Raw genomic sequence first — 22,285 nt, 5'->3', positions numbered from 1 at the left:
CGCCTTACGGTCGTCCTTCATCGACCATCGCACGAACGGCTTCGAGTCCTCTTTCTGGTACACGGCTGTCCACAAGTCATGTAACGGGCGCCGACGGCCCGCGATGCGGCGAACTCGGCGCGCTGTCGGCGTTCCCGCTCCCGGCGGGCCTGGGCTTGGGCTATCTACTGCAGTACGCAGCGACCCGATCGGCATCCCACCCGGCTGCGCGAACGCGAACCGGGCGCGCTCAGCGCAGCCGGCGAGCCACACCTGGGCAGCCGCCTTCAGGTACAGGTGATCGGCGCTGGAGACGGGCCTTGACCCAATGCGCTGGTGAAGACCCGAGTCAAACGGATGCAGTACCGACCCGGTCTCATCTATGGCCTCATGGCCAAGAGCGGGCTCGACCTCCAACCCCTGTAACCCCAGCCATTAAAGATCTCTAGCAATCTTCCCATCGGCTTCCAAACCATACTTACGCAAGCGATCGCCTTCATCATGACGCCCTATTTCCTTCAACAGATCCACCATCTCGGCGATAACAAACGGTTCTCCCGCCAAGATTGCTTTCCTGTACCAGGAAATTGCCTCCTCGCCGTTGGCTTGTCGCGTAGTGAGGAACGCCGTGAGATAGAGCGCCGACGTGTGGCCTTGTTTGGCGAGTTTCTTCGCGCGCGACACTGCCTCGTCAACTCGCCCGAGCTGTTCAGAAAGCCCTGCCATGCGCCAGAGGGCGAAGGCATGTCCTTGCTCAGCCAAGGAGCCCAGCCAACGCAGCGCCTCGTCCTGGCGCCCCGACGCGACCAGCAGCTCGACGGCCGTGTGAAGCACTGCCATGTCCACACGCCTCTCGGGCTCCAGACACCAGCGCAGCGCGTCGCCAGAACGCTCTGCCTCCATGAGGATTTCGAGATATGCGGCCGAGGCGAATGGCCGGCCGGCCGTCGCGAATGGCTCCAACCACGTTGCAGCTTGCTCGAGTCCTTCACATTCCACGGCCAGGTCGGCTCCGACACCGAAGGCCATGTCGTGGCCAGCGTCGGCCGCACGCTTGAAGGCCGAGAGCGCCTCGGTCGAACGACCAGCCTGAGCAAGTGTGTTGGCCGTGACCATCAGGTCGGTGGCGCCCTCTTGAGCCAGCTCGTTCAGCCAAGCGAGGGCCCTATCAGGACCATCGGTGTTCCACACCATGCTTACGGACTGCCGGATCGCGGGTGCGTCGCCAGAAAGTGCTGCTCGCCGGTAGAACTCAAGTGCCTCTGCTGGGCGGCCTTGCTGCTGAAGCTTCTCACCGGCTTCGCGGGCGGCAGCAGCATCACCGCGGTCGGCGAGTCCGCCGAGCCAGGAGATTGTCTCATCCGTACTGCGTGAGTCCGATGTCAGCTCGACGACCCAGGAGAGCGCGAGCTCATCTTTGTCTTCAGCCAGTCGTGTCAGCTGGTCGACTACTTTATCCTTCTGGCCGAATGCCTCCGACAGCTCGACCAGGTTCGCATAGGCGTCCTCGTCCCTGGACTCGACTGCGCGCTGATACCAGCGCAAGGCTTCCTGCGGCTGCTCGGCTCGTTCCATCAGATCGCCTGCGAGCCAGGCAGTGCCTTCGATGCCCGCCGCGTCGGCACGCAGATGGAGCTGGAACGAGTATCGAAAGTGACCGCGGTTTCGGGCTTCCCAGGCCAGCCCGACAAGGTCATTCCTCTGTCCATGTTCGGGAAGCGCACTCCAGAGCGAAGCCGCAGCAGGCTCGGTCGCCCGACTCGACCGTCCATGGTGATCGAGATAGTCGGCAAGACGAAAATGAGGTTCCGCGTGAACTGCCTGACCGGGACGGGGGCGCACCAGGCTGAGAGGACTGGTCGCACCGCGGCAGGACTGTTGAAGCGCGGAGAGGGTTTGGTCGAACCAACCCTCCCTCAGAGCAGACCATTCGTCATCGGTGAGATAGCCGACGGCAGCCAGTTCCAACAGCGTACGAGGCAGTGCTCCACTGCATCCGATCCGGCGGGCATCCATTGCTGCATGGATCACGGCCTGCGCGGGGGCCGGGGCAGTTGTATAGCGCTCCATGAGAGCGAATGCGGCAGAGAGGTACTGGACAATCCTTCCGTCGCGGACTCGGTGAAGTGCCTCTGCCAACCGCCGGTCCTCGTGGGCTGCTCTGCGCGCTTCCAGCAGAGCTGGCTCATCGAACGAACGGGGGACGAGGACACTGTGGCCGGCAAGCAGCAGGCGGGCTTCTCGGTGTGCATCCGGTGCGCCCGAAGCGGGCGGCAGGGTAAGCCTTTCCCAGTGCTCCGGCCAGGCTGTTCCCAAGACCACGACCGGGCCCCGGGTGGGATCCTTGAGTAGCTCCCTCAGCGCTGCGGCCGCCTGCTCGCCCAGCTTAGGCGACGCCAGGTAGGGCTCGATTTCGTCGAGCCAGACCACCGTCCGCGGCCCGACGGACAGCACGCCATTTAGGAGTGCCTCCGCTGGGCTTGGAGCAATCGGATACCAGAGTCGCCAGTCGCCCGGTAGCGCTTGGATAGCCTCCCAGCATGCTCGTGTCTTGCCCGTGGAAGAGTCGCCAACAAGTACGGCCAGAGCGCTCTGTTCGGCGGTGGCCCGTGCGATGAGATGGCCCACTCGCAGGTCGTGTTCCCGGCTGATGTAGGCCGGCAGCGGGGGCAGCCGGTCACCGTGTTCCCTCTCTTCGGCCTCGATGACACGGTGCACCTCCAGAGCGAACGGATCGGTGAATTCCCGGATCGGGGAGCCCACCACGGTATGGGGGTGCTGCGTGGCGGGATCCGGAGGACCGTCTGTGCAGAACCCGTCTGCCGTCGCCCGCCCGAAGAAGCGGTCAACCAAGGCACGTTGTGGGAAGAGCAGGTCCGAGAGCTGCTGCCGGCCCCAGAGTTCAATGTCGAGTGGGTGATGCTCCGTACGCAGTTGATGGAGCCGATCCTCCACCGCAGTGTCACTGGTATAGGCAGTGGTGACCAGCACGAAGCGAGTGGCGTCGAAGGGGCGGGTTCCTTCGACATACATCCGAACCGCATCTGAGAGGGCACCGGCGGTGAAACTCTGCCACCGCTTGGCCTGATAGACGGTCAGGCTGCCATCGTGGAAGTACCCCACGACATCGATGCCGTGCTGCTTCTGCCCATTCCTGCCGTACAACCTGGACCGGACCGCACCCTCAACTTCACGGGCCAGCGCCACGATCAGATGCTCGAGGCTCTCCCAGGACAACTGCTCGACCTGTAGGAGGAGCGGGGCTGTCACCGTGAGCGGCGGAGGGAGATCTGGAGGTGGATCTGCAAGCCTGTGACCAGCATCGATCTCTTCCCAGAGTTGTTCCACGTCCTCTTGCCCAGAGTCGGTTGCGGGAATCGGCTCTGGGGGATCGTGCTGCGGGTTCGTCGTCATGCGGTCATGATGCATTCCGCCGCTGACAATGGGACCAGCTCCGCGATCGGACGGCCCTGATATCCCTCGTGTGCACGCCAGTTGAACACGTCGAACTCCGCACTGAGCCCCCCAAAGAGACCTGCGCATGAAAATTCCATCTCAGCGCCCATTTTCAACACCGACAGCCCGGCTGATGACTCCTCAACACCTAGACAAGTTGCTCCGATGTACATGGGTGAGTGGTGAGCGATCTTCGCAGGCATCATGGAGGCCGACCTTGAAGGAGCGACACCCGTGAGACTCGTGTCCGACCCCGTTTACGGCGAAGTAGATCTCACCGCGACGGCGACAGAACTGGCCTGCTTGGCAAGGGCGGTAGCCGAGGGTGATGGGTTCATCAGCTCCGCGTCCGCGTCTCCGCTTGACGACAACACCCTGGCGGGGATCGAAGTCAGGAAGGCACCCGGCTCCGGTGTCCGCATCGGACTTGACGCCCGGCGGCAGATCCTTGTGATCAGCGGCGATCCCGATGCCAGGGCTGTCCTGGCCGAAAATCTGCATGCCATGGTCACCGCCGAGGACGGCGGTCACCTCCACATCGACTACTTCCCCGAGCACCCCTACCTGGTGGCAGGATCACTGCCCTTGGTGGTCAACAGCCCGCACGGAGGTATGCCGACCCGATGAACTAGGCCCGCAGCCGATGTGATCAATGGTCGTAGGCGATCAGCGAGCGGGTGATGGGTGCGCCGATCAGGTTGTTGTGCCAGATCCCGGCTGCCATCGCCAGGACGCGTTGGGCGACGCGGATGGCGACGCCCTCGAAGGTCCGTCCGCCGTGTTGTTCCAGGTCGAGCTGTCCTTTGAGGGTGTCGTTGACAGACTCGATGAGCTGGCGGACCTTCTTGAGCATCGGCTCGCCGTACCGCCGTTTCTCCCGCTTGCGCGAGGGCCGCAGCAGCTCGATGCCCTGCTCGGCGAGGGCCTTCTCGAACGGTTTGGACGCGAAGCCCTTGTCTGAGATCAGCAGGATGCCCTCACGGGATGCGACCAGGTCGGCGTCGACCTCCAGCATCGCGGCGAGCACCTCGCGTTCACCGATCTTCGGGTTGGCCAGTGCCCACATGATCGGCATGCCCGTCGGCGTACACACCAGGTACAGCCGCAGCCCCCAGAAGAAGCGGGAGTGCGAGGCGCAGTAGCCGTAGCCGGCCCAGCCCGCCAGGTTGGACCGCTGGACGGTCGGGCGCGACATCCCGCACGGCACGGGGGTGGAGTCGGTGATCCAGTGGTTGTCGAACCAGAAGTCACTGTCCATCGCCAGTTCCCGGATCATGCGTTTGACCAGGGGAAGTGCCGCGCGGAGCCGCTTGTTGTAGCCCGTACGCTGAGGCAGGTACGGGAACATGTCGGACAGGTGCTTGACCGCGTAGCGCAGCCAGCGGGCCTCGGAGTGGTAGCCGAGCAGAGCCTGGGCCACCGCCAGGCAGACCAGTTCGGAGTCGCTGAGGAGCGGAGGTCTGCCGAGGCAGCGGGTTCCTCCGATCTCGTCGTCGATCTTCACGTAAAGTGCGGTCAAGAGGGTGTTCAGGTCTGTCGTCACACACGGATCTTGGGCACCCTCGCCCCTTTGAGGGGCCGATACTTCGGATCCACTCGTCTAGCGAAGCTCGTTGAGGACGTCCTCAAGCAGGTGGAACCGCACGCGTTCTTGTTCGAGCCGCAGGTTCGGGCCGAACTCGCCGTCCACGAGGCTGTCGTAGACATCTGCTTCGTCGGGTGTGAGCGTGCCGAGTGGCCGGTGGGTGGGCGCATCTTCCTTCACCCACTGCCCGCGGTGTTCCAGGAGGGTGGGCCGGTTCATCAGGATCGACTGCGTGTGCGCGAAGGTCCGGCGCAGCCGGTCAAGGATGGTGAAGCCGTGGGTGTCCACATCGCCCCAGTAGACCAGGCGTACGTCGTGCAGCCAGGTCAGGGCGGACAGTTGGGTGACTGCGTAGCCGGCGCCGTGGATCACGATGCTGTGGGGCTGGTCGGGAAAGGCGAGGTAGGTGGTTTCGTTCTCGACGACATAGACAGTCGTGATGGCGGGCGGTGGCGCGGTGAACTCATCTGCGCGCACCGTGAGTTCGCTGAAGCCCGCCAGTGACTCGCCGCCGAGCAGTCGGAACCGCAGGTAGGCGGGTTTGCGCAGGAAGCGGAAGCGGGCGGCGAAGTCGGTGCGCGCGGCCTCGGCCTCGATGCGGTCTTCGGGAAGGCAGTGCTCGAGCAGGGTGGTCAGGATGGCTCTGTGCTGTTCGATGAACTTGGTGTCCACGCCGGGTACGTCGAGCTGGCGCAGGTAGACGGCCGGACCGCGGTAGTCGGTGATCCAGCGGATGGTGGCTTGGAGGCGTGGCCAGTCGGCTTCCCGTTGGACAACTTTCATCGGGTTCTCGGCCATCCACGTGGCCAGTGGGGGCAGGGTCTCGTTTGCGGCGGCGAGGAGGGACGCGTAGCGGTTGACCGTGTTGGTGACGCCGAGGAGTTTGAACAGGTCGTCGCGGCGCTCGATCCAGACCCGGGCGGGGGCGTTGTTCACGCCGGCGAGGCGTCCGCCGAGCCGCCGGTATTCGATGCGCAGGTGTCGGTGTGCTGCGGGAGCCCAGGACGTTGCCCAGGCGAGGACGTCGTCGTAGTGCCGGGTGATGTCGCCGGCCTTCGGGCCGCGCAGGGGGACGGCGAGGGGTTCCCAGTCGCTATCGTCGGCGACCTGGCTGAGGAACTCGCCGCGATCCCAGCGCTTGCGCAGGCGAGCGGCGACGTCGCGGGGCGTGGTCCAGTTCGGGGTGCTGGTGGTTGCCATGTCAGCTCATCTGTCCGGATACGGGCTGCAGGGCGGCCAGGGTGTGTGCGAGGCGTTCTTGGCGGTACTGGGCGATGGTCAGGGTGCGCAGGCGGGAGTGGTGTCCGGTGGGGTTGTCGACGAAGCCGACGGCGGATACGTAGGGCTCGATGACGTGAATCTTCTGCAGGGGCGTGACGATGAGGAGTTGCAGGCCGAGGCGCTTGAAGAGGTCCAAGGCGAAGCGGGCGGATTCCTCCGAGCCGCGGCCGAAGGCTTCGTCGATGACAACGAACCGGAACGTGCGGCTCCTGTTGCTGGTGGTGTCGAGCTTGAACTGGTAGGCGAGGGAGGCGGCCAGGATGGTGTAGGCGAGCTTCTCCTTCTGCCCGCCGGACTTGCCGCCGGAGTCGGAGTACACCTCGTATTCGGAGTTGTCCTCGCGGCGTCGTTCGCTGGCGCTGAAGACGAACCAGTAGCGCACGTCGGTGACGCGCTTGGTCCAGGCGCGGTCCGCATCCGTGTGTCCCTCGCGGCCCTTGAAGCGTTCGATCAGGCGCTGGACCTGGTGGAACTTCTCTTCGGAGTACAGGTCGGAATCGTCGCCGGACAGGACGTCGTCGGTGCAGGCTCGCAGTTCCGCGGTGAACTCGCGGATCTCGGTGTTCGGGGTCTGCTCGGGCTTGAGCATGATGTAGCGGCCCGGGTTGTAGTCGATGCCGGCCAGCGACTCGTTGATGGTGGCGATGCGGTCGCCGATCTCATCGGCCCAGATGTTCAACTGTGCATGGAATCCTGCGACTTCGCGGATCACGTTGGTCTTCAGATACGTGCGGAACTGATCCTCAAAGCGCGGCAGGTCGTCGGCGACGAGCCGTTGGTGCAGGGCGCGGTAGCCACCGGCGGAGGCGACGGAGTCGTCGAGCTCGTTGGTCTCGGCCGGGTAGTTGGTGCGGAAGGTGCCCATCTGGGAGGCGATCGTCTGGGCGAGGCGGGTCTGCTCTTTGCCCCAGCGGTTCTTCTGAGCTGTCAGCTCCTCGCGCAGCCGGGTCTCGGTCTGGCCGCACTCCTGCGCGGTACGGCACGTCAACCGGGCAGTGGTCAGACGCTGTTCGAGGGCCGGAAAGTGGGCCTGCGCATCAGCGGCGGCCGGTTCATCGACTACGGCGCGGGCCGCATCGCGGGCGTGGATGGCCGTGTCCCGCTCACCCGACACCTTCCCCCAATTCTGGTTCGCCTTCTCGTAGGCGGCTTCCTGCTCGCCGATCTCGACGGCGATCTCCTCCAGGTGGCGGGTGAGTTCGTCCAGGTCCTTGGAGCCGGCCTGAAGGCGCTGCTTCTCCTTGGCCAGCTCGGTGATGTGCCGCACAGCGGAGGTCCAGTCGATCTCGCTGTAGTCGCGCATCGCCGCCAGCCGGTCGAGGACCTTGTCGCGGCTGATGGAATCCTCGTGGGCGGCTTCCAGGCCGCGCTTCTTGCCGGCCAGCTCGCGCTGGGCGGCGTGGACCCGGCCCGCCTGGTCCACGAGGGCATCGATCTTCGCCTGGTTCGTCCAGCCCAGCACGTAAGTACTGCGGTCGTCGATGCGGGTGCTGTCGTTCTTCTCGTGGCGGCCCCGCGCTCCCTTGATCAGTCCCTGTGCGGTGACGGCCAGTTCGGCATGCCGGAAGTCCTCCATGGTGAGCACGCAGGTGTGCGACGCACGGCGTTCGAGCTCACCGGCCACCCACGGGGCGAAGGATGAGTCGTCGCGTACTTCGAGTTTGGCGAACAGTGCGGCCGAAGGGGCTGCCTGGGGGCGCCGGGGCGGGAGCTTGTCGGGGACGCGGAAGTAGACCAGCTTCGTCCCCAGGTGGTGATTGTTGATCCACTCGGAGACGCGGGCGTACTGATCGCCAGGGACGAGGAGCGACAGGGCGAAGCCGCGCAGCAGCCGCTCGGCGGCGCCGGCCCAGGCTTGTTCCCCGTCGCGCACCTGGATGAGTTCGCCGGAAAACGGCAAGGCGCTCTCCTCGATGCCGAGTTCGTGGCACAGGCGGGCGCGTACCTCCAGCTGCCGGCGAGGGACGTTGCTGCGGCGCGAGCGCAGGCTGACCAGATCCTTGTTGAGGTCCTCTGCCTGCTGGTGCAGGCGATCGGCATCGACCGCGAGCGTCTCCAGGGCCGTGAGCGACTCCTGCTTGCCCGCGGCGACGTCGTGCTGGGCCCGGGAGATCTCCTCCAGGCGGTCGGTGAACTGGGCCTGATCAGTGACCGGGGCCAACTCGGCCTGTTCCAGCAGGAGGGCGTGCTCGCGGGCGCGCCTGTCCCGTGTCGTGCGCAGGCGCTCCGTCTCCTCGATCTGGCGCTCCAGTTCACCCAGGCGCCCACCGCCCAGCCCCTCACGCTGCAGTTCCCACCGGCGCTCCTGGCCCCGCAGCCGCTCCAGCTCGTCCTTCGCTGCCTTCATCTGACTGTCCAGGCGGGCCAGCGACCGTTCCAGGTCGGTGCGCTCGGCCTCGTGCAGGACCGAGGTGCGCTCGGCGATGAAGTACCGCAGGGCGGCCTGCTGGGCCTCGGCCTCCTCGATCCGCGCGGCCAGGCCCTCGTAGGTGTGGCAGTCCCTGAGCAGCGGGGTGAGGGCCTCGATCTGGGCGCGGGCCCGCTGAACGGATTTGTACGTGGTGGTCAGGGCGTCGAAGTGGCTGACGATGTTGTCGGTCATGGCGGCCGCGTCGAATGGTTCGAGCATGTGGCTGCGCACGAAGTCGTCCAGGCTGCCCACCGACTTCATCGACACCGTCTGGTGGAAGAGATCCAGGGCCTGCTCGGACTCGATGCCCATGCGGCGCCGGAAGTCCTTGCTGTAGGGCGGGAACGTCTTGTGCACGCGGACATCGTCGGCATCGAGGCGCTTCTTCAGGGCCCGCACTTCGGTGCCGAAGTCAGCGAAGTCGCCGGCGACGGACAGAGCCCGGTCTGCGACGAGGAACAGCCGCTCCGGACTGGTGGCGTTGGCGTCGGCCAGCCAGAACACCTGTCCCAGCGTGACGGTCGACTCCAGCGCCGGGTTGCGGAACACCCCCAGGATGACCGAGTAGTTCCCGGGCTTGCGCAAGGCCACCGGCTTGGTGAAACCGGTCTCTTCGTTGCGTTCGGACTTGTAGTGGCCCAGGACGTAGGAGCGCAGGCTGCGCTCGCGGCTCTCCGCGCCGGCCGCCCGGTTGTAGGCGATCTTATGGGCGGGCATGAACAGGGTGGTGATCGCATCCACCAGGGTGGACTTGCCGGAGCCGATGTCTCCGGTCAGCAGTGCGTTGGCGCCGCCGAGGCCGAACGACCACACGTGTTTGTCGAACGTGCCCCAGTTGTAGACCTCCAAGCGCTCCAGCCGGAACCCGGCCGCGGCAAGATCGGTGGAGGTGGCCGTGCCGACGGGGCCGGACTGAGCGGGAATCACTGCTGCTTCTCCTGCGGGGTGTGGGAGGCCGCGTACTGGGCCAGGTTCGTTTCGAAGTCGGCGAGCCACTGCCCGTCGACGAAGGCTTTGATGATCCTCTGCACCTCGAACAGCTGCTCCTGACCGCGGGCACGCCGCAGGAACTGCAGGTCGACCACCTTGTTGATGTGGCCGTCGATCTGGTCGACCAGGCGCGCCTCGTTGGTGCCGGCCGGGAGGAACGTGCGGATCATCTCGACAATTTCGTCCCTGGTGATCATGAGCCGGGTGCCGTCGGCGCCCGCGTCGAACTCGGCGAGCCGCTTGCGCAGCAGCACGACCAACAGGCTGACCGGGTAGGACAGCGACCGGCGGGGCATCAGCCGCGGCGGCCTCGTACGCGGATCGTGAACTTCGTCTTCGGCGTCGGGCTTCGACTGGAGGAAGGCGTAGCCCTCCACCTCGTCGATCACCACACGCAGGCCCATGACCTCGACGTAGTCCTTGACGCGGGCACTCAGGTGCAGCAGCGCGTCCCAGGCCCGCTCGTGCTGGTCGCGGAAGATCGGCCCCTTGAGCAGCTGGTTGACCGGCAAGGAAAGGGTGTGGGACGGCTGCGCGGTGGGGTTGGAAGGCGTGGTCATCGCCCCTCCTTCTTCTGGCTGGTGGCCCAGGCGACACCGGGGCTGGTGCGGGCGAAGGTGACCACGGGCACGGTGGCGACCTGCCGGACGTCGTCCTCGCCGATCCAGGTGATCTCTTCTTGGCGGTGGTCGTCGAAGACTGTGGTGAACCCGTCGTCCGGGAGGGCGAAGTAGGCGACGAGTTCGGCCAGGCCCTGCTCGAGCGGGTGCTCGCGCAGCGTCTCGGCAAGGGAGACCTGGGTGCGGGTGCCAAGAGCGCGGTGGACCGCGGCCGTGAGCCGGGCGGGATCCACGTACACCGCCTCGAACAGGACGTCAGCGGCGAACTCCTCGTCGCCCGCCTGGATACCGGTACTGTCGATCGGCGCCTTGACCACCGGCGTGTACAGGGGCCGTTCCATCGGCAGCACGATGGCCGGTGCCGTGGCGTCGAGCTCAGCTATCAGATCCACACCGGGAACGTCGCGCAGGGCCAGGGCCCGGGACTCGATCCCGCGCACCAACTGCAGGACGCGGCGGTCCTCCGAGCGCACTTGGTCATCCAGGAAGCGGCGCAGCTGGTCCGAGAGCTGCCGCACCGTGCCCTGGGTGCGTTCGGCGGCCTCCAGCCAATCCCGGGGCATGCGCCGCATCCTCGGGTCGGGCTCGCCGATGGCCTCCATGGTCTCTACCTCGGCCAGCAGCGTCTTGAGTTCGTCCTGTCGGCTCGGGGCGAGCAGGAAGTCGTAGAACGCCTGGAAGGTCCGGCCCTGGTCCGACTCGGCGATGCTCTCGCGACTGCCCAGCACCTCATCGAGGAGTCCGGCCTTGGCCCCGTCCCACGCGGCGATCTTGCTCCGCAGGTCGCGGTCCAAGTCCCGGAAGTTCGCCTCGACCTCGCGGAAGTCGGCCAGCAACCCGTACGCGGTCGCAGTCATCTGCTGATAGCGGTCCCGCAGCCCCGCGCTGTCCAGCACATCTACCTCGCCGGCCTCAACCCGCTCGATCTCCTGGTCGATCTCGTGCCGACGCCGGGTGAGCTCGGCCAGTCGCGCATCGGGGTCGGTCTCGGCCCCGAACGTCATCTGCCGCAGCAGATCGAAGATCGTGTTCAAGCGTGACTCGGTACCGACGAACGAGCGCTCCTCCAGCGACCGGATCCACGAGATGGCCTTCTCCACCGCAGCCGTGGCGTCAAAGTGCGGCTCGTCCGAATCCGGCGGGTAATACTTGCGCAGCCAGCCATTTTCCGGCGCCGACCAGAGATCCAGATACGCCTTCGCAGACTGGGGAAACGTGCTCCGCCCCAGCCGCTCATTGAGCGCGAACAACTCGTCGTCCAGCCGTTCAACAAGCTCCGCACCGGCAATCGAGCGCGCCCCCTGCTCGACGAACACCTTGTTGAAGAAGCTCAACATCAGCGGCGCGTTACCGGCCGTCAGCAGCCGCCACGCGGAGCTCTGCTTCCGCAACGCGACCAGACGGTCGTAGTCCAACTCCATGCATCCTGCCCCTCACTACCCCACCGCGCACGACGGCATTTCTCGCCAGCGTCGAAAACGCACGCCCCGCACGGCCGACGCCCACGCCCGCACAAGCCGTACACGGACATTCCGTGGCGGCCACAAAAGAACCGTAGAGGCCACCACTGACAACGGAGCTGCGCAGGAAAGGCGGCCGGATGGGGCACACGCGGACTCCGGCAAGGAAGACAGCAGGCAGGAGGGCCTACCTACCCTGATTCCAGAACTTTTCCGATCCTCATCCCCACAGCCCTTTCCGAACGAAATTTCGAATCCCAACCCGAAGACTCTGGCCCGCCGACCGACCTGCCAGCGTCCTGCGTCATCGGCTCTTGGGCACATGCCATCTGCCGAACGCAAGGCCACCTCATCGAATCTCGATCGCGCCCGGTCGGAGCTGGGCGGAGGGTGCCATCCATACGCCGAGACGCCTGAAAGCACGGCAGGACACAGCAAGATCAGAAAGATCCCTGAGCCGGTTGGCTGCGGCCGACGTGACGCTGCTGTCCCACATCGCCGACTTGAAGGCAGCCGAGCGAGGAGCGACCTCGACTACGAGGCAATACCCACCTGGGCGACGTCCGGCGTGCCGAACAGGTCATCGAAGCGACGGGCTCCCTGGGCAGAGATCAGAAAGTACGGGGCGCCCGATCCCGCAATGCTGTGCGGCCCTTTCTGTCCCGCAGCAAGCACGTCGTACGGCGACCACGCATCCAGGCCATCGAACACGTAGTAGACCGGCAACTGCGTCCAGGCAACGAGCTGCAAATGCGCCAGCACGGCGGCGCGTTCGACAGCATGCCGGCCCGTTCGCCTGCTGGTAACGCCGCCCTTACAGTCGATCAGTACGAGGTCTTTGGCCTTCGTCGCAATGAGATCCGGGAACCAGCGAATGGAACTGTCGGTCTTCCGGAGCGCGCATTGAAGCGCCCGGCTCAGCTGCCCTTGACCCCAGAAGTCGACTTCCCACCCTCGCTCGGTGAGCTGCTCGGCGACGTGCCGCTCATGCGCGTCACCTATTGCTTTCCGTTGCTGAAAGCTCGTCATGGATGCAGTGTGGCCCGCGGAACAGAGCAGGTAACCCATCGTGGATTGAACCCAGCCAGTCCCATTCAGTCTCAGTAGTTCTCACTGTGTTCGCGTCAGTCCGTGGACGTCCGGCTACGTCCGCACACGTTCACCGCAACTTGGCCGAAATTCGACAACACAACTGCGCTGCGGCAGGGGGAGCTAACCCAACTGGAGGCCGTGGTCAGCCCACGCAGACACCAGGATCGCCAGCCCGCCAGCCTCGCTGAAACAGGGCCCGCTCCAGGAGTCAGGAGCAGCAACTGCTTCCAAGCGGATCGTCGTCTTCTCAGTCAGTACGACATCGCCCCCGATCAGCCACCGGCTGGCAGCCGCCCCGGGCTCCGTCCTGGGCGAACACCGATCCGTGTCCGTTCGGCCCAGCACCACGCGCCGGGCCGGCGTCATCTCCATAAGGTCGCTGTGACGGTCGTGCAGGCCACCGAACCGAAAGGAATGACCGATGCGGATACGCACCGCGTTCGTCGCCACAGTGACGGTTACCCTCGCCGCCAGCCCCTTGGCGGGCCTGGCCCACGCCCAACCCGATCTGGACTGCCGCGACTTCGCCTTCCAGGAAGACGCCCAGGCAGAGCTGAACCGAGACCCCAGCGACCCCCACCGGCTGGACGAGGACCAAGGGCCGGACGACGGCATCGCCTGCGAGGTCCTGCCCCGCAGAAGCACCACCAGCACGACGACGCCCACGCCTTTGCCCACCCGCGGCGTCCAGGGCGGCGTCGGCGGCAGCACCGGCCCCGCCGACTTCGAGCGGATCCTGGGCACGGCTCTGGCCTGCACCTCCCTCGCTGCGGCAGCTACTTACGCGGCCCGGCGACACCGAGGCTCCGACCTACGCAGACACTGACCGGCCACCGCAGAGAGCTTCACCGACGCGAGCCGCCCCTCACCGTCGGCGAGCGTCCGGGGCGAGTTTCCCCAGGCCAACCCTGTTATCGAAAAGCGGATGCGTCTCAGGTCGGGACCGCGCCAAGCTGCCCCGGACAGATCTCCGGATACGGGAGCGGTCTTGCCGGCTACGTGTGAGCTGGCTTCCTGATGGCCTCGCGGATCTGTGTATTCAACTCACTGATGCCGGCGGAAGCGCCGGGCGCGGGACACGGGGTGGGTGAGGCTCTTGGCGAGTTCGGGGTCGGCAAGGGCGGGAAAAGGTATGTCGGCGGCGTGGTAGTGGGTGCGGGACTGCTGCAGTGTGCGGAGGACGTCTTGGTGCCGGCTGGCGGCGCCGTAGAGGCGGGCCAGGCGGAAGCCGGCCTGAGCGGCGCCGGCGTGGTCCCGGAGAGTGGCGAGGGCCTGTTCTGCCAGCGTGATGGCGTCGCTGAGGCGGTTTGCCTCGGCGAGCAGCAGGGCTTGGAGGGTCAATGCCCTGCTGTGGCCTCGATGGTCGCCGCAGGCGTCGGTTTCCTGGAGCGCACGCCTGATCAGTTCTGCGGCTGTGTGGTCGCCTTCGTAGAGGGCCATGTCTGCCAGCCCCAAAGTGACCCAGGTGTGCCCGCGGTGGTCCCGGACGGCGTGCAGGACCTGGGCAGCGTCTTCGTAGTGGGTGCGGGCCGCGGCCCATCGCGGATCCTGTGCGGGACGACTCGTGGCGGGGCATCCGGGCCAAGGGCCTCCATACCAGCGGTGAGGGAGCGGGCAGCCGCCCGTCGTACTCTCCTTCTCGGTATCGGCGCGGGTGCGCAGGATCCAGCCGATGCCACGGATTTCCTCGTTGGCGGCGAACAGGGCCTGGGCTTCGTCGAGTTGGGCGTGTGCTTGGGTGTATCGAGCGTGGTGCCGGCTGATCACCGCCCTTTCCCGGAGGGTCCAGGCCAGCCCGCGCTCCAGCGGCAGGGCCCGGAAGCGCAGCTCGGCCGCGGTGAGCGTTCGCTCGGCTTCCCGCAGCGCGCCCTGCTGGCGCTGCAGGATTCCCAAGTTGCCCAGGGCGTCGCTTTCGCCGTGACCGTCACCTGAGCCGCGGAAGAGAGCGATCGCTTCGCTGAAGCACTCTGCGGCCCCGTCCAGGTCATCGCCACCGTCGCGCAGGGCTTCGCCAAGGTTGCGCAGCAGTGCGGCACGGGCCTGGCCATCCCCCAGCTGGTCGGCCGCATCCAAGGCGAGCCCGTGGACCTGACGGCTGATGTCCCAACGCCATTGATGCTCAAGAGCGATACTCATCGCATCGGTGATCTCCCAGCACAGCTCCCACCACCCGCGAGCGTGAGCGTGGGCGACAGCTGCCACCAGAACGGCACGCTCGGCTTCGAACCAGTGAACGGCCTCCCACACGTCGCCTGCCACGGCGTCCTCCGGCGGGGAACGACGGAATACCCCATCACGGCCGCTGTGCCGGGCACCTGCCGGCCGTAACTGCGCATCGGCTGCGTCGGCCGCGCTGAGGAGGGCACCGAGCAGACGCCACACGGCGCTGTCGGCCTCGCCCACCGACTGCTCGGCCGCCATCTCCTTGGAAAACCCTCGCGCGAGATCATGCAGCACGATGCGCTGGCCGTCTGTCTCGCCGCGGCGAGTCTGCACGAGATGAGCCAGCAGGAGCCCCTCCAGGCACGCGTCTGCCGCATCGGCGGCCACGTCCAGTAGAGGTGACAGCGCCCACGTCGGCAGGTCGGGTGCGTCCAGGGCCGACAGCAGCCGGAACGCACGCCGCTGCAACGACGGGAGCGCCTCATAACCGGCGCGGAAGACCGCCCGTACGCTGCGCTCGCCCAGACTCAGCACATCCAGCCGCCGGTGGTCGTTGGCCAGATCTCGGGCGAGCGAGCCCAAGGTACGCGCGGGAAAGGTGGCCAGCCGCGCTCCCGCGATACGAAGGGCCAGCGGGAGCCCGCTGCACAGACCGACCACAGCGCGGCCTGCTTCAGGGTCCTCGTCCACCCGGTCCGGGCCGCTGATCCGTCTCAGCAGATCCCAGGCGGCGTCCTCGTCCAACCCCGGCAAAGCGACGCGCTCATCCGCGGCCAGCGTGGCAAGGGCCTGTCGGCTGGTGATCAGGACAACGCACGAAGACCCACCCGGTGTCAGCGCACCTACCTGCTGTTCAGTGGCCGCGTTGTCCAGGACGATCAGGACACGCCGATCGGCCAACTCCGTACGGAACTGCCGTGTCCGCCCTGCCACATCATCGGGGATTCTTCCGGGCGGTGTCCCCAGAGCCGCTAGGAAGTCGCCAAGGACCTCGCCCACCGCAACAGGACGTTCCTCCGCCCCATTCAGATCGACGAAGAGCTGACCGTCGGGGAAAAACTGCATCAGCTGGTGAGAAGCCTGCACCACGACAGATGTCTTGCCGATCCCACCCGGCCCGTGCACCAGACACACCCTGCATCCGCCAGGACGCTCAGCAGCCTCCACCAGCCGCGCCACCTCCTGGCCGCGCCCAGTGAAATCCGCCAGCGCCGACGGCAACTGACGCGGGATACCGGACGGTTCCGAAAGAAGAGCCAGCGCGTGCGGCGACAGCAGCATCCGCAATTCCTCAACGCCTACAGGATCCTCACCCAGAGCCAGTACCAGCCGCCGTCTCAGCTGAGCCTGTGCAGCAGAAGAGCGGCCCGCCTCCTCGACCAGGGCCGCACCCTCCTCGCCAGGCAGCCGTCCGACGATCCACCGGTACAGCCGCCCCAGCCGGTCGGCCACCGACTGCTCCACACCCTCCACCGCACGATCCGCCAGACCAGCGCCCAGCCTCTTCGCAGCCACGATCGCCAAAGCGACAACTGCCGCCACGAGCTCCTCAACCGTCATCGACCGCCCCCATCCGGAGCTGCAACAACCGCGCCGTCCCACAACGCACTGCCGCCGCCCCGACAGCAGTCATGCCCAGAACGCCGCTAAACGGCACCCCCTCCACCGATCTCGGTGCGGTTCACTCGATGATCTATCTGGCGAGGCAGAAGCCACCGCACGCGGCTGGTTCACCCCTGGCGTCATCCATCCATAGAATCAGCGACAGGCCCTACGAGCCGGCCCCTTCTCTCTGGTTCTTCAGCCAAGGCTGAAACGGAGCCTCAGCTGGGTGCTGATCAGTTCGTAGCCAGCGAGGTCGGGGGCGCCGAACGGGTTGGGCAGAACGGAGATGGCGCGGCGGTCGCGGTCGAGGACATGGGAGACGTACACGATGAAGTACGTCTCGTCCGGCTTCAGTCGGGAAGCGCGTCGCACCTCGGACTCTCCGAGGATGATCTCGCCGCTGTCGCTGGTGGATGCCTTGACCTCGTAGAGGTAGGTCGCGTCGCCGTTGTGGATGAGGAAGTCGTAACCGAGCCGGTCATCCCCCCTCTGCCCGCCGGCGAGCCCGTGGACCCGCAGGCCGGACTTCCACGAGTCCTGTGGTTCGACCCCGAACTGCTCGTGTAGCCACACGGCCACTGCCGCTTCACCTGCGAGGCCCACCGCCAGGGTCCGGTCCTGGTCGGTCACGGGGGCTTGGTACGAACCGCCGTGCGACTTCGCGCCGGACGACGAAGCTCGTGGCGGCGGAATCCGGGTCGCGAGCACCGTGGCGGACGTGGCCGGGGTGGCCCGCTGCGCCGGTGTGAGGTCGGCGGCCACTTTGCGGGCGAGCGCCGCCAGATCCTCAGGTCTCGCCGACACGGGCCTGCCGTTCAGCAGGACATGGGGACCGGGCGCGGACGCTCCAGACCGACCTCCGCCCGCAGTCTCCCCGCTGTTCCCGGCGGGCTCCGGCGAACGCGTCGCGGACAGGCCGAGGTCCGCGCGCCGGTCTGACAGTGGCATGCCCTCGGGCCAGTGGCCGTGGGTCCTGAGCCAGGCCATCAACGCCTTCACGGACAGGACCTCGAAGTCCAGCAGCCCGTCGGCGTCGAGTTCCCGCAGGACGTCCTGGGTGGGCGGTATCACTGCGGGACGGCTTGCGGGGTTTAGCCGCTGCCATTCCTCGATCAGTTGCCGCAGTCGTGGCACCTGTTTGTGGACCGCCGTACTGGATGCCTCGCGCGCCTCGGCGAGCGGCCGCAGCGGGCGGGCCGTCTGCGAAGGGGCGGGGAGCAGGCTCGTCAGCCAGGTGTCCGCGTGGGTCTGGAGAAGCTCGTCGGAGAGGTGCCACAGCGTTGTGTGGCAGGCCGGGTCCAGCGTGAGTGAGGAGAGGTCGCGCAGCTTCACGTACCCGTCTAGGGAGTGTCCGGACCGGTGGACACCCGCGTAGGCGTCCCTGATCCGCGTAGCGAGCGTGGGACGGTTGCGCTGGAGCCAGGTCGCGAACTGCCGTTCATGCCGCTCTCTGTTGTCGGTCTCTGGGAGGCCCAGCGCGCGCCATGCGCGGTTGGCGTCGGCCAGGGGCACGGAGAGGGCGCTCAGCTGCCGTTCCCGGTCGTCGTCCTCCAGCAGCCGGGTGAGCAGTTCCGCGTCCGGTGTGCCGATCCGACCGGTGAGCCAGGCCAGAAGGGCGGCGCGGTCGGCGAAGTCCTCGACGCGCTGCCGGAGTTCCTCCGCGAGGTCGAGATCGAGGCAGGCGAGGAGGGGAACGAGCTGCGCGCTGCCGGAGCGCTGCGAGGCCCGCTCGGCGAGGACGGCCCGCAGTTGGTGGGGCCGCAGGTCCAGGACGACCATGAGGTCCTCGTCGGGGACGCGGTCGGTCTTCAGGCCGCGTTCCTCCAGTTTGGTCAGCGCGGTCCACAGGCTGTTCGCGAGGTAAGGCGTGCCGATGAGTTCGGCTACGGCAGGGGCGGTGGTGCGGAGCACCCGCCAGCTGGTGCGCGGCCCGCTGTGCACGACGACGACACGGGGCCGGTCGGGGTGCGAGTGCAGCAGGGCGCGATCCGCTCCGTTCTCGGTGAGGCGGTGGCCGGCGATCCAGACGACGGCCTCCTCAGCCACGATCACGTCGCAGCGGCGCAGCAGGCCGTCCACGTCGGCTGCGGCCACGGGCTCCGGACGGGAGGCGCGTTCGTCGTCGAACTCCACCAGGGCCGCGACCAAGGTCCGCAGCCAGGATCCCGCGTACTCCGACAACGGGAGGCACGGCGCGTCCTGGACGGGCAGCCGGTCGGCCTGGATGTCGCGCTCGGCGTCGCCGCACCGCTGGACGTCGAACGTCGTCCTCCGGTCGAGGAAGGTGTGGACCCGGCCGCCCAGTGCCTTGTCCCGGATCGGGATCACGGGCACGGGGACACGGTCCAGGAGGGCCCGGTTCTGGGCCCCGTCCGGATCCGGGACGAAGACCGTCTCCTCCGCCTCCACCGGGTCCAGTGATTCGAGGACGCCGACCCGGGTGACCAGCAGCTGGCGCGGTGGCGTGAGGGGCCCACCGTCGGGCGTGCGTGTCGCAGCATCCGTCGGAAGAAGCTGCGCCCACGCCATCTCGTACTCCTGCCCGATCTCGTGCGCGAGTCTGCCTTCCCGGAGGTGGGCGTCAGCCCGCACGAGGTCGGGCAGGTGACGAAGCCGGACCAGAGCGGTGCCGGGATCGTCCCAGGAGCGGACGCCGAGCAGGCCAAGCCGTGCCGAGAGCTTGGCGGAACGCCTGCTACGCAAGGTCGCCGGCACCACGCCGAGGAACTGGGGCGGGGACTGCGCGCCGTGCCACCACCAGGCCGTGTCGGCCGTGGCGAACGTGGCCCCCTCTGAGGTGGCGCTCGGGGCGGCCGTCTGCGGGATCCACGGTGCGTGGGCGAGGAAGGCGGCCAGCGGGGTGGGCCAGAGTGTGCCCGTGGGATCGCTGTGGCGTACGAACTGCGTCTCGAGTGCGGAGTCGATCCAGGAGGAGGCGAGGCCATGCACGATGAGTTCCGCGTAGCGTCTGCGATCCTCCTCGGAGAAAGCGGCGTAGTCGTCCTGTCCGGGCAGCATGGCCACGGAGTGGGAGCGGGCGTGATAATCGACGCTGGTGTAGCCGACCTGGCGTCGGCTCGGCCAGTGCTCGGCGGTGGCCCTCCACTGCGGCAGCCGGCTCCGCTGGCCCGGGGCCCAGAATCGGGCGGGTCGGTTGAGTTCCTCTCCCCTGACCTTGGTGCCGAAGGTCTCATGACGGGGACGGAGTCCATGCGCGGCCTGGTGCCTTTCGAGGAAGCGCCGCATTGCCTCCACGGGGACCGCCTCCCCGCACAGTTCCTCGGGGCCGAGCAGGAGTCTGCCCTCCGTCTCAGTCAGCACGGTCGACAGCCCCCGGGTACGTTCCAGGAACCGGGTCAGCGTGTCATCGACGGAAGCGTGCTCTCCAGGCCAGCCTGACCCGAACATGGCCCGGTCCGCGTCGAACCAGCCTGCCCGGGTCGGTACGCGGAGCTTCCTCAGACGGGGTGCCCTGCGACCGCCGCTCTCCAATTCGTGGGAGATTGCGCAGGCGTAGCGCAGGCAGGCGAGGCGTACTCCGTCGTCCTCGCCGTTCGCGCTCAGCGCGGAGGCGACAACCTCCAACACCCGGTCAGCGCCGTAGTCATGGACAAGGTTCGCGGTCCTGAGCCACTTGCGACCTTGGGCTCTGCGCCTGCGGCCCTTGCCGGACCAGGCGATGCCCTCGTGCACGAAGTACAGGCGGTCGTACAGCCCGTCGGGCAGAGGTGGAAGAGAGCCGCCCTGCGGGGCGCCACGGTCGAAGAAGACGCCTTCCCCGCCGGCCGGTGCCGTCGCCAACCGGGAACTGATGATGATCCGCTTGCCGACCAGGGCCGACCCGTCGGGGAGCGCCTGGCAGAGGTCGTAGTAGAAGTCCGCCCACCATCCGGGATCGAAGGGGGCGCGTACGGCGGCCTCGGCAAGCCGTTCCGCCCAGAAACCGAGCCGCTCGGTGGGGGGTTCGAGGCGTCTGCCCACAGCCTTGGCCAGGGGGAGCAGCCGTCGCAGCCGGGTGGGGTGCAGTTTCGGATCGACGAGATCCGTGACGCCAGTGGCGGCGACCTCCTGCGGGGTGAAGACCGTGGAGCCGTGCCGTCCTTCCCAAAGGAAGGCACGGTGCAGGGAGGTCCGCGCCCCGGGTGTCCCGATCACCGGAATGAACGGCACCTGGGCGATGCCGTGATCCAGCCGATGGAAGGCAGAGGTCAGCCGCCCCAATGCCTCGGGCTGCCAACACATCAGGTCGACGAGCGCGCCGGGCGGAATCGGTGACCGCCCGCCAACCGTGGCGAGCACCGCGCGGGCGCACAACTCGGCAACGGTGTCGAGCAACAGGCCGTTCCACGGCACCGCCTCGTTGAACGAACGGCGGTTCATCTCCGCGAAGAACGGTGCGTGGACATACCCCCGGACGGGCGCGAGAATCTGCTCGCCCATCGGCAGGAAGGTGTAGAGCCGACCGGACACCAGAGGATCGCCGACCGGGACGGCCACCCGTACCTCGGCCTTCTTCTCCCAGGCCGCCCAGTCGCGCCGCATCGCGCTCTTCTCCACCGACGCGGCAATCGCCTCCCGGGCACGGTCCGCGTCAGCGATTCCGCACACGACGATCAGCCGTATCCGCTGTCGCAACGTGACCTGCTGCACCTTGAGTCCACGGGAGTGATGCAGGACCTCAACCTGGCGGTCGTACGTCTTGCGCTGGGTCTTCCCTGCGGCTCGCCACTCCAGCCGCACACGTTCCAGGCGGTCCAGGAACAGCTCGAACGGGGCCGTGTCATCCATGAGTTCACGCAACTGCGCTCTGGCCGCCGAGCGGGCATCGGCCGACTTCAGAGGCAGGCGTACGACGGTGACGAAGCCCCGACGCGCGAGGCGCTGGGCAACCGGCGGCGCGTCCTCCAGGAAGACCGGCACTTTCAGCGTGAGCAGGTTCTCCCTCAAGTAGGCCGCGAACTCTGCCCGTTCGGGCGCCACCTCCCGGGCAAGCCCGTCAAAGTCGTCGAGCCGGGCGAAACGGAAGGTGAGCCCGTCGAGGACCCGGGATCCCACCTGGGCCACGCTGTAGACCTCGGGGGCGTCGCACAGGTGCAGCACGCTCTTGAAACCGACGCCCTTGTGACCGATCCCAGCGTCGGCGCGCTTGCTGGACAGGGCGATGCTGCAGAGGGCCTTGAAGTCTCTCCCGCCGAACGGTTTGCCGCAGTTGGCCACGTAGAGAGTGCCGTGCTCTCCTTCGTCCTCGTCGAGCAGGATCTCGATGCGCCCGTCGGCAGCTCGCGCTGGGTGAGCATCGTGCGCGTTCTGCAACAGCTCGATGAGTACCCGACCCTCGTACTCGGGCGAGATGATCGTCTCGGCCACGGCCTTGGCCTCGCGCGCCGCCTCGCGGCCGTCGTCCCAGTCCCGCAGACAGCCTCGAACCTCAATCAGGGCCTGGCCATGGACACGCTTACGCACCGCAGCCGACCTGCGCAAATGTAAGCGCTCTACCGACGGTCGACGGCCCCCAGTTGCCATACAGCTTCTCCCCCGCGTGTCTCCCGCCCCGTTCTGTCAGTGATCCTACTGAGCGAAATGGAGCCACGAAGGACTTCGCCACTGGCGGTCCTGCTGCCCTTGCTCCGACGCGGAAGGCGGT

11 protein-coding genes are annotated in these 22,285 nt (G+C 67.1%); 2 read left to right on the top strand and 9 right to left on the bottom strand.

Features of this window, described 5'->3' with window-relative positions; all coding sequences use genetic code 11:
• Positions 1-414: 414 nt before the first annotated feature.
• Positions 415-3,393: a restriction endonuclease gene (locus tag IEY89_RS12705; protein ID WP_189147456.1), complete on the bottom strand. Its 2,979-nt coding sequence runs from the start codon at positions 3,391-3,393 to the stop codon at positions 415-417.
• A gap of 276 nt (positions 3,394-3,669) precedes the next feature.
• On the opposite strand from IEY89_RS12705, the gene IEY89_RS12700 reads away from it, so the two are divergent.
• Positions 3,670-4,062, top strand: a complete 393-nt coding sequence (locus IEY89_RS12700; protein ID WP_229695184.1) for an Imm32 family immunity protein — start codon at positions 3,670-3,672, stop codon at positions 4,060-4,062.
• Positions 4,063-4,084: 22 nt separating this feature from the next.
• On the opposite strand, the gene IEY89_RS12695 is transcribed toward IEY89_RS12700, so the two are convergent.
• The 6 genes from IEY89_RS12695 to IEY89_RS12670 all read right to left on the bottom strand — a co-directional run bounded on the left by IEY89_RS12695 (position 4,085) and on the right by IEY89_RS12670 (position 12,810).
• Positions 4,085-4,978 carry an IS982 family transposase gene (locus IEY89_RS12695; RefSeq protein WP_189147454.1) on the bottom strand — a complete coding sequence of 298 codons (894 nt, stop codon included), beginning with the start codon at positions 4,976-4,978 and terminating at the stop codon, positions 4,085-4,087.
• A gap of 57 nt (positions 4,979-5,035) precedes the next feature.
• Positions 5,036-6,220 carry a Wadjet anti-phage system protein JetD domain-containing protein gene (locus tag IEY89_RS12690; protein WP_189147453.1) on the bottom strand — a complete coding sequence of 395 codons (1,185 nt, stop codon included), beginning with the start codon at positions 6,218-6,220 and terminating at the stop codon, positions 5,036-5,038.
• A gap of 1 nt (position 6,221) precedes the next feature.
• On the bottom strand, positions 6,222-9,638 hold the full coding sequence (locus tag IEY89_RS12685) for an ATP-binding protein (RefSeq protein WP_229695183.1): 3,417 nt from the start codon (positions 9,636-9,638) through the stop codon (positions 6,222-6,224).
• Positions 9,635-10,261, bottom strand: coding sequence for a DUF4194 domain-containing protein (locus IEY89_RS12680; protein WP_189147452.1), 627 nt, complete (start codon positions 10,259-10,261; stop codon positions 9,635-9,637). Before IEY89_RS12680 ends, IEY89_RS12685 begins: the two co-directional genes overlap by 4 nt.
• A complete protein-coding gene (locus IEY89_RS12675; protein WP_229695182.1) occupies positions 10,258-11,742 on the bottom strand; it encodes a DUF3375 domain-containing protein in 1,485 nt (494 codons plus the stop codon). The genes IEY89_RS12680 and IEY89_RS12675 overlap by 4 nt, the downstream gene beginning before the upstream one ends.
• Before the next feature lie 573 nt (positions 11,743-12,315).
• Positions 12,316-12,810, bottom strand: a complete 495-nt coding sequence (locus tag IEY89_RS12670; RefSeq protein ID WP_189147451.1) for a PDDEXK family nuclease — start codon at positions 12,808-12,810, stop codon at positions 12,316-12,318.
• Between the two features lie 484 nt (positions 12,811-13,294).
• Between IEY89_RS12670 and IEY89_RS12665 the strand changes: the two genes are divergently transcribed.
• Positions 13,295-13,699 carry a hypothetical protein gene (locus IEY89_RS12665; protein WP_229695181.1) on the top strand — a complete coding sequence of 135 codons (405 nt, stop codon included), beginning with the start codon at positions 13,295-13,297 and terminating at the stop codon, positions 13,697-13,699.
• 218 nt (positions 13,700-13,917) lie between these two features.
• On the opposite strand, the gene IEY89_RS12660 is transcribed toward IEY89_RS12665, so the two are convergent.
• Together IEY89_RS12660 and IEY89_RS12655 are read right to left on the bottom strand one after the other, a co-directional pair.
• Positions 13,918-16,596 (bottom strand): tetratricopeptide repeat protein, encoded by a 2,679-nt coding sequence (locus IEY89_RS12660; protein WP_189147450.1) that lies wholly within the window; start codon positions 16,594-16,596, stop codon positions 13,918-13,920.
• 240 nt (positions 16,597-16,836) lie between these two features.
• The gene (locus tag IEY89_RS12655; RefSeq protein WP_189147449.1) at positions 16,837-22,104 is read right to left on the bottom strand and encodes a sacsin N-terminal ATP-binding-like domain-containing protein; all 5,268 of its coding nucleotides are present in this window, start codon (positions 22,102-22,104) and stop codon (positions 16,837-16,839) included.
• Positions 22,105-22,285: the final 181 nt, after the last annotated feature.

Source organism: Streptomyces lacrimifluminis (assembly GCF_014646095.1).
In the GTDB taxonomy this organism is placed as follows: domain Bacteria; phylum Actinomycetota; class Actinomycetes; order Streptomycetales; family Streptomycetaceae; genus Streptomyces; species Streptomyces lacrimifluminis.
This window is presented reverse-complemented; position numbering and strand designations above follow the sequence as displayed.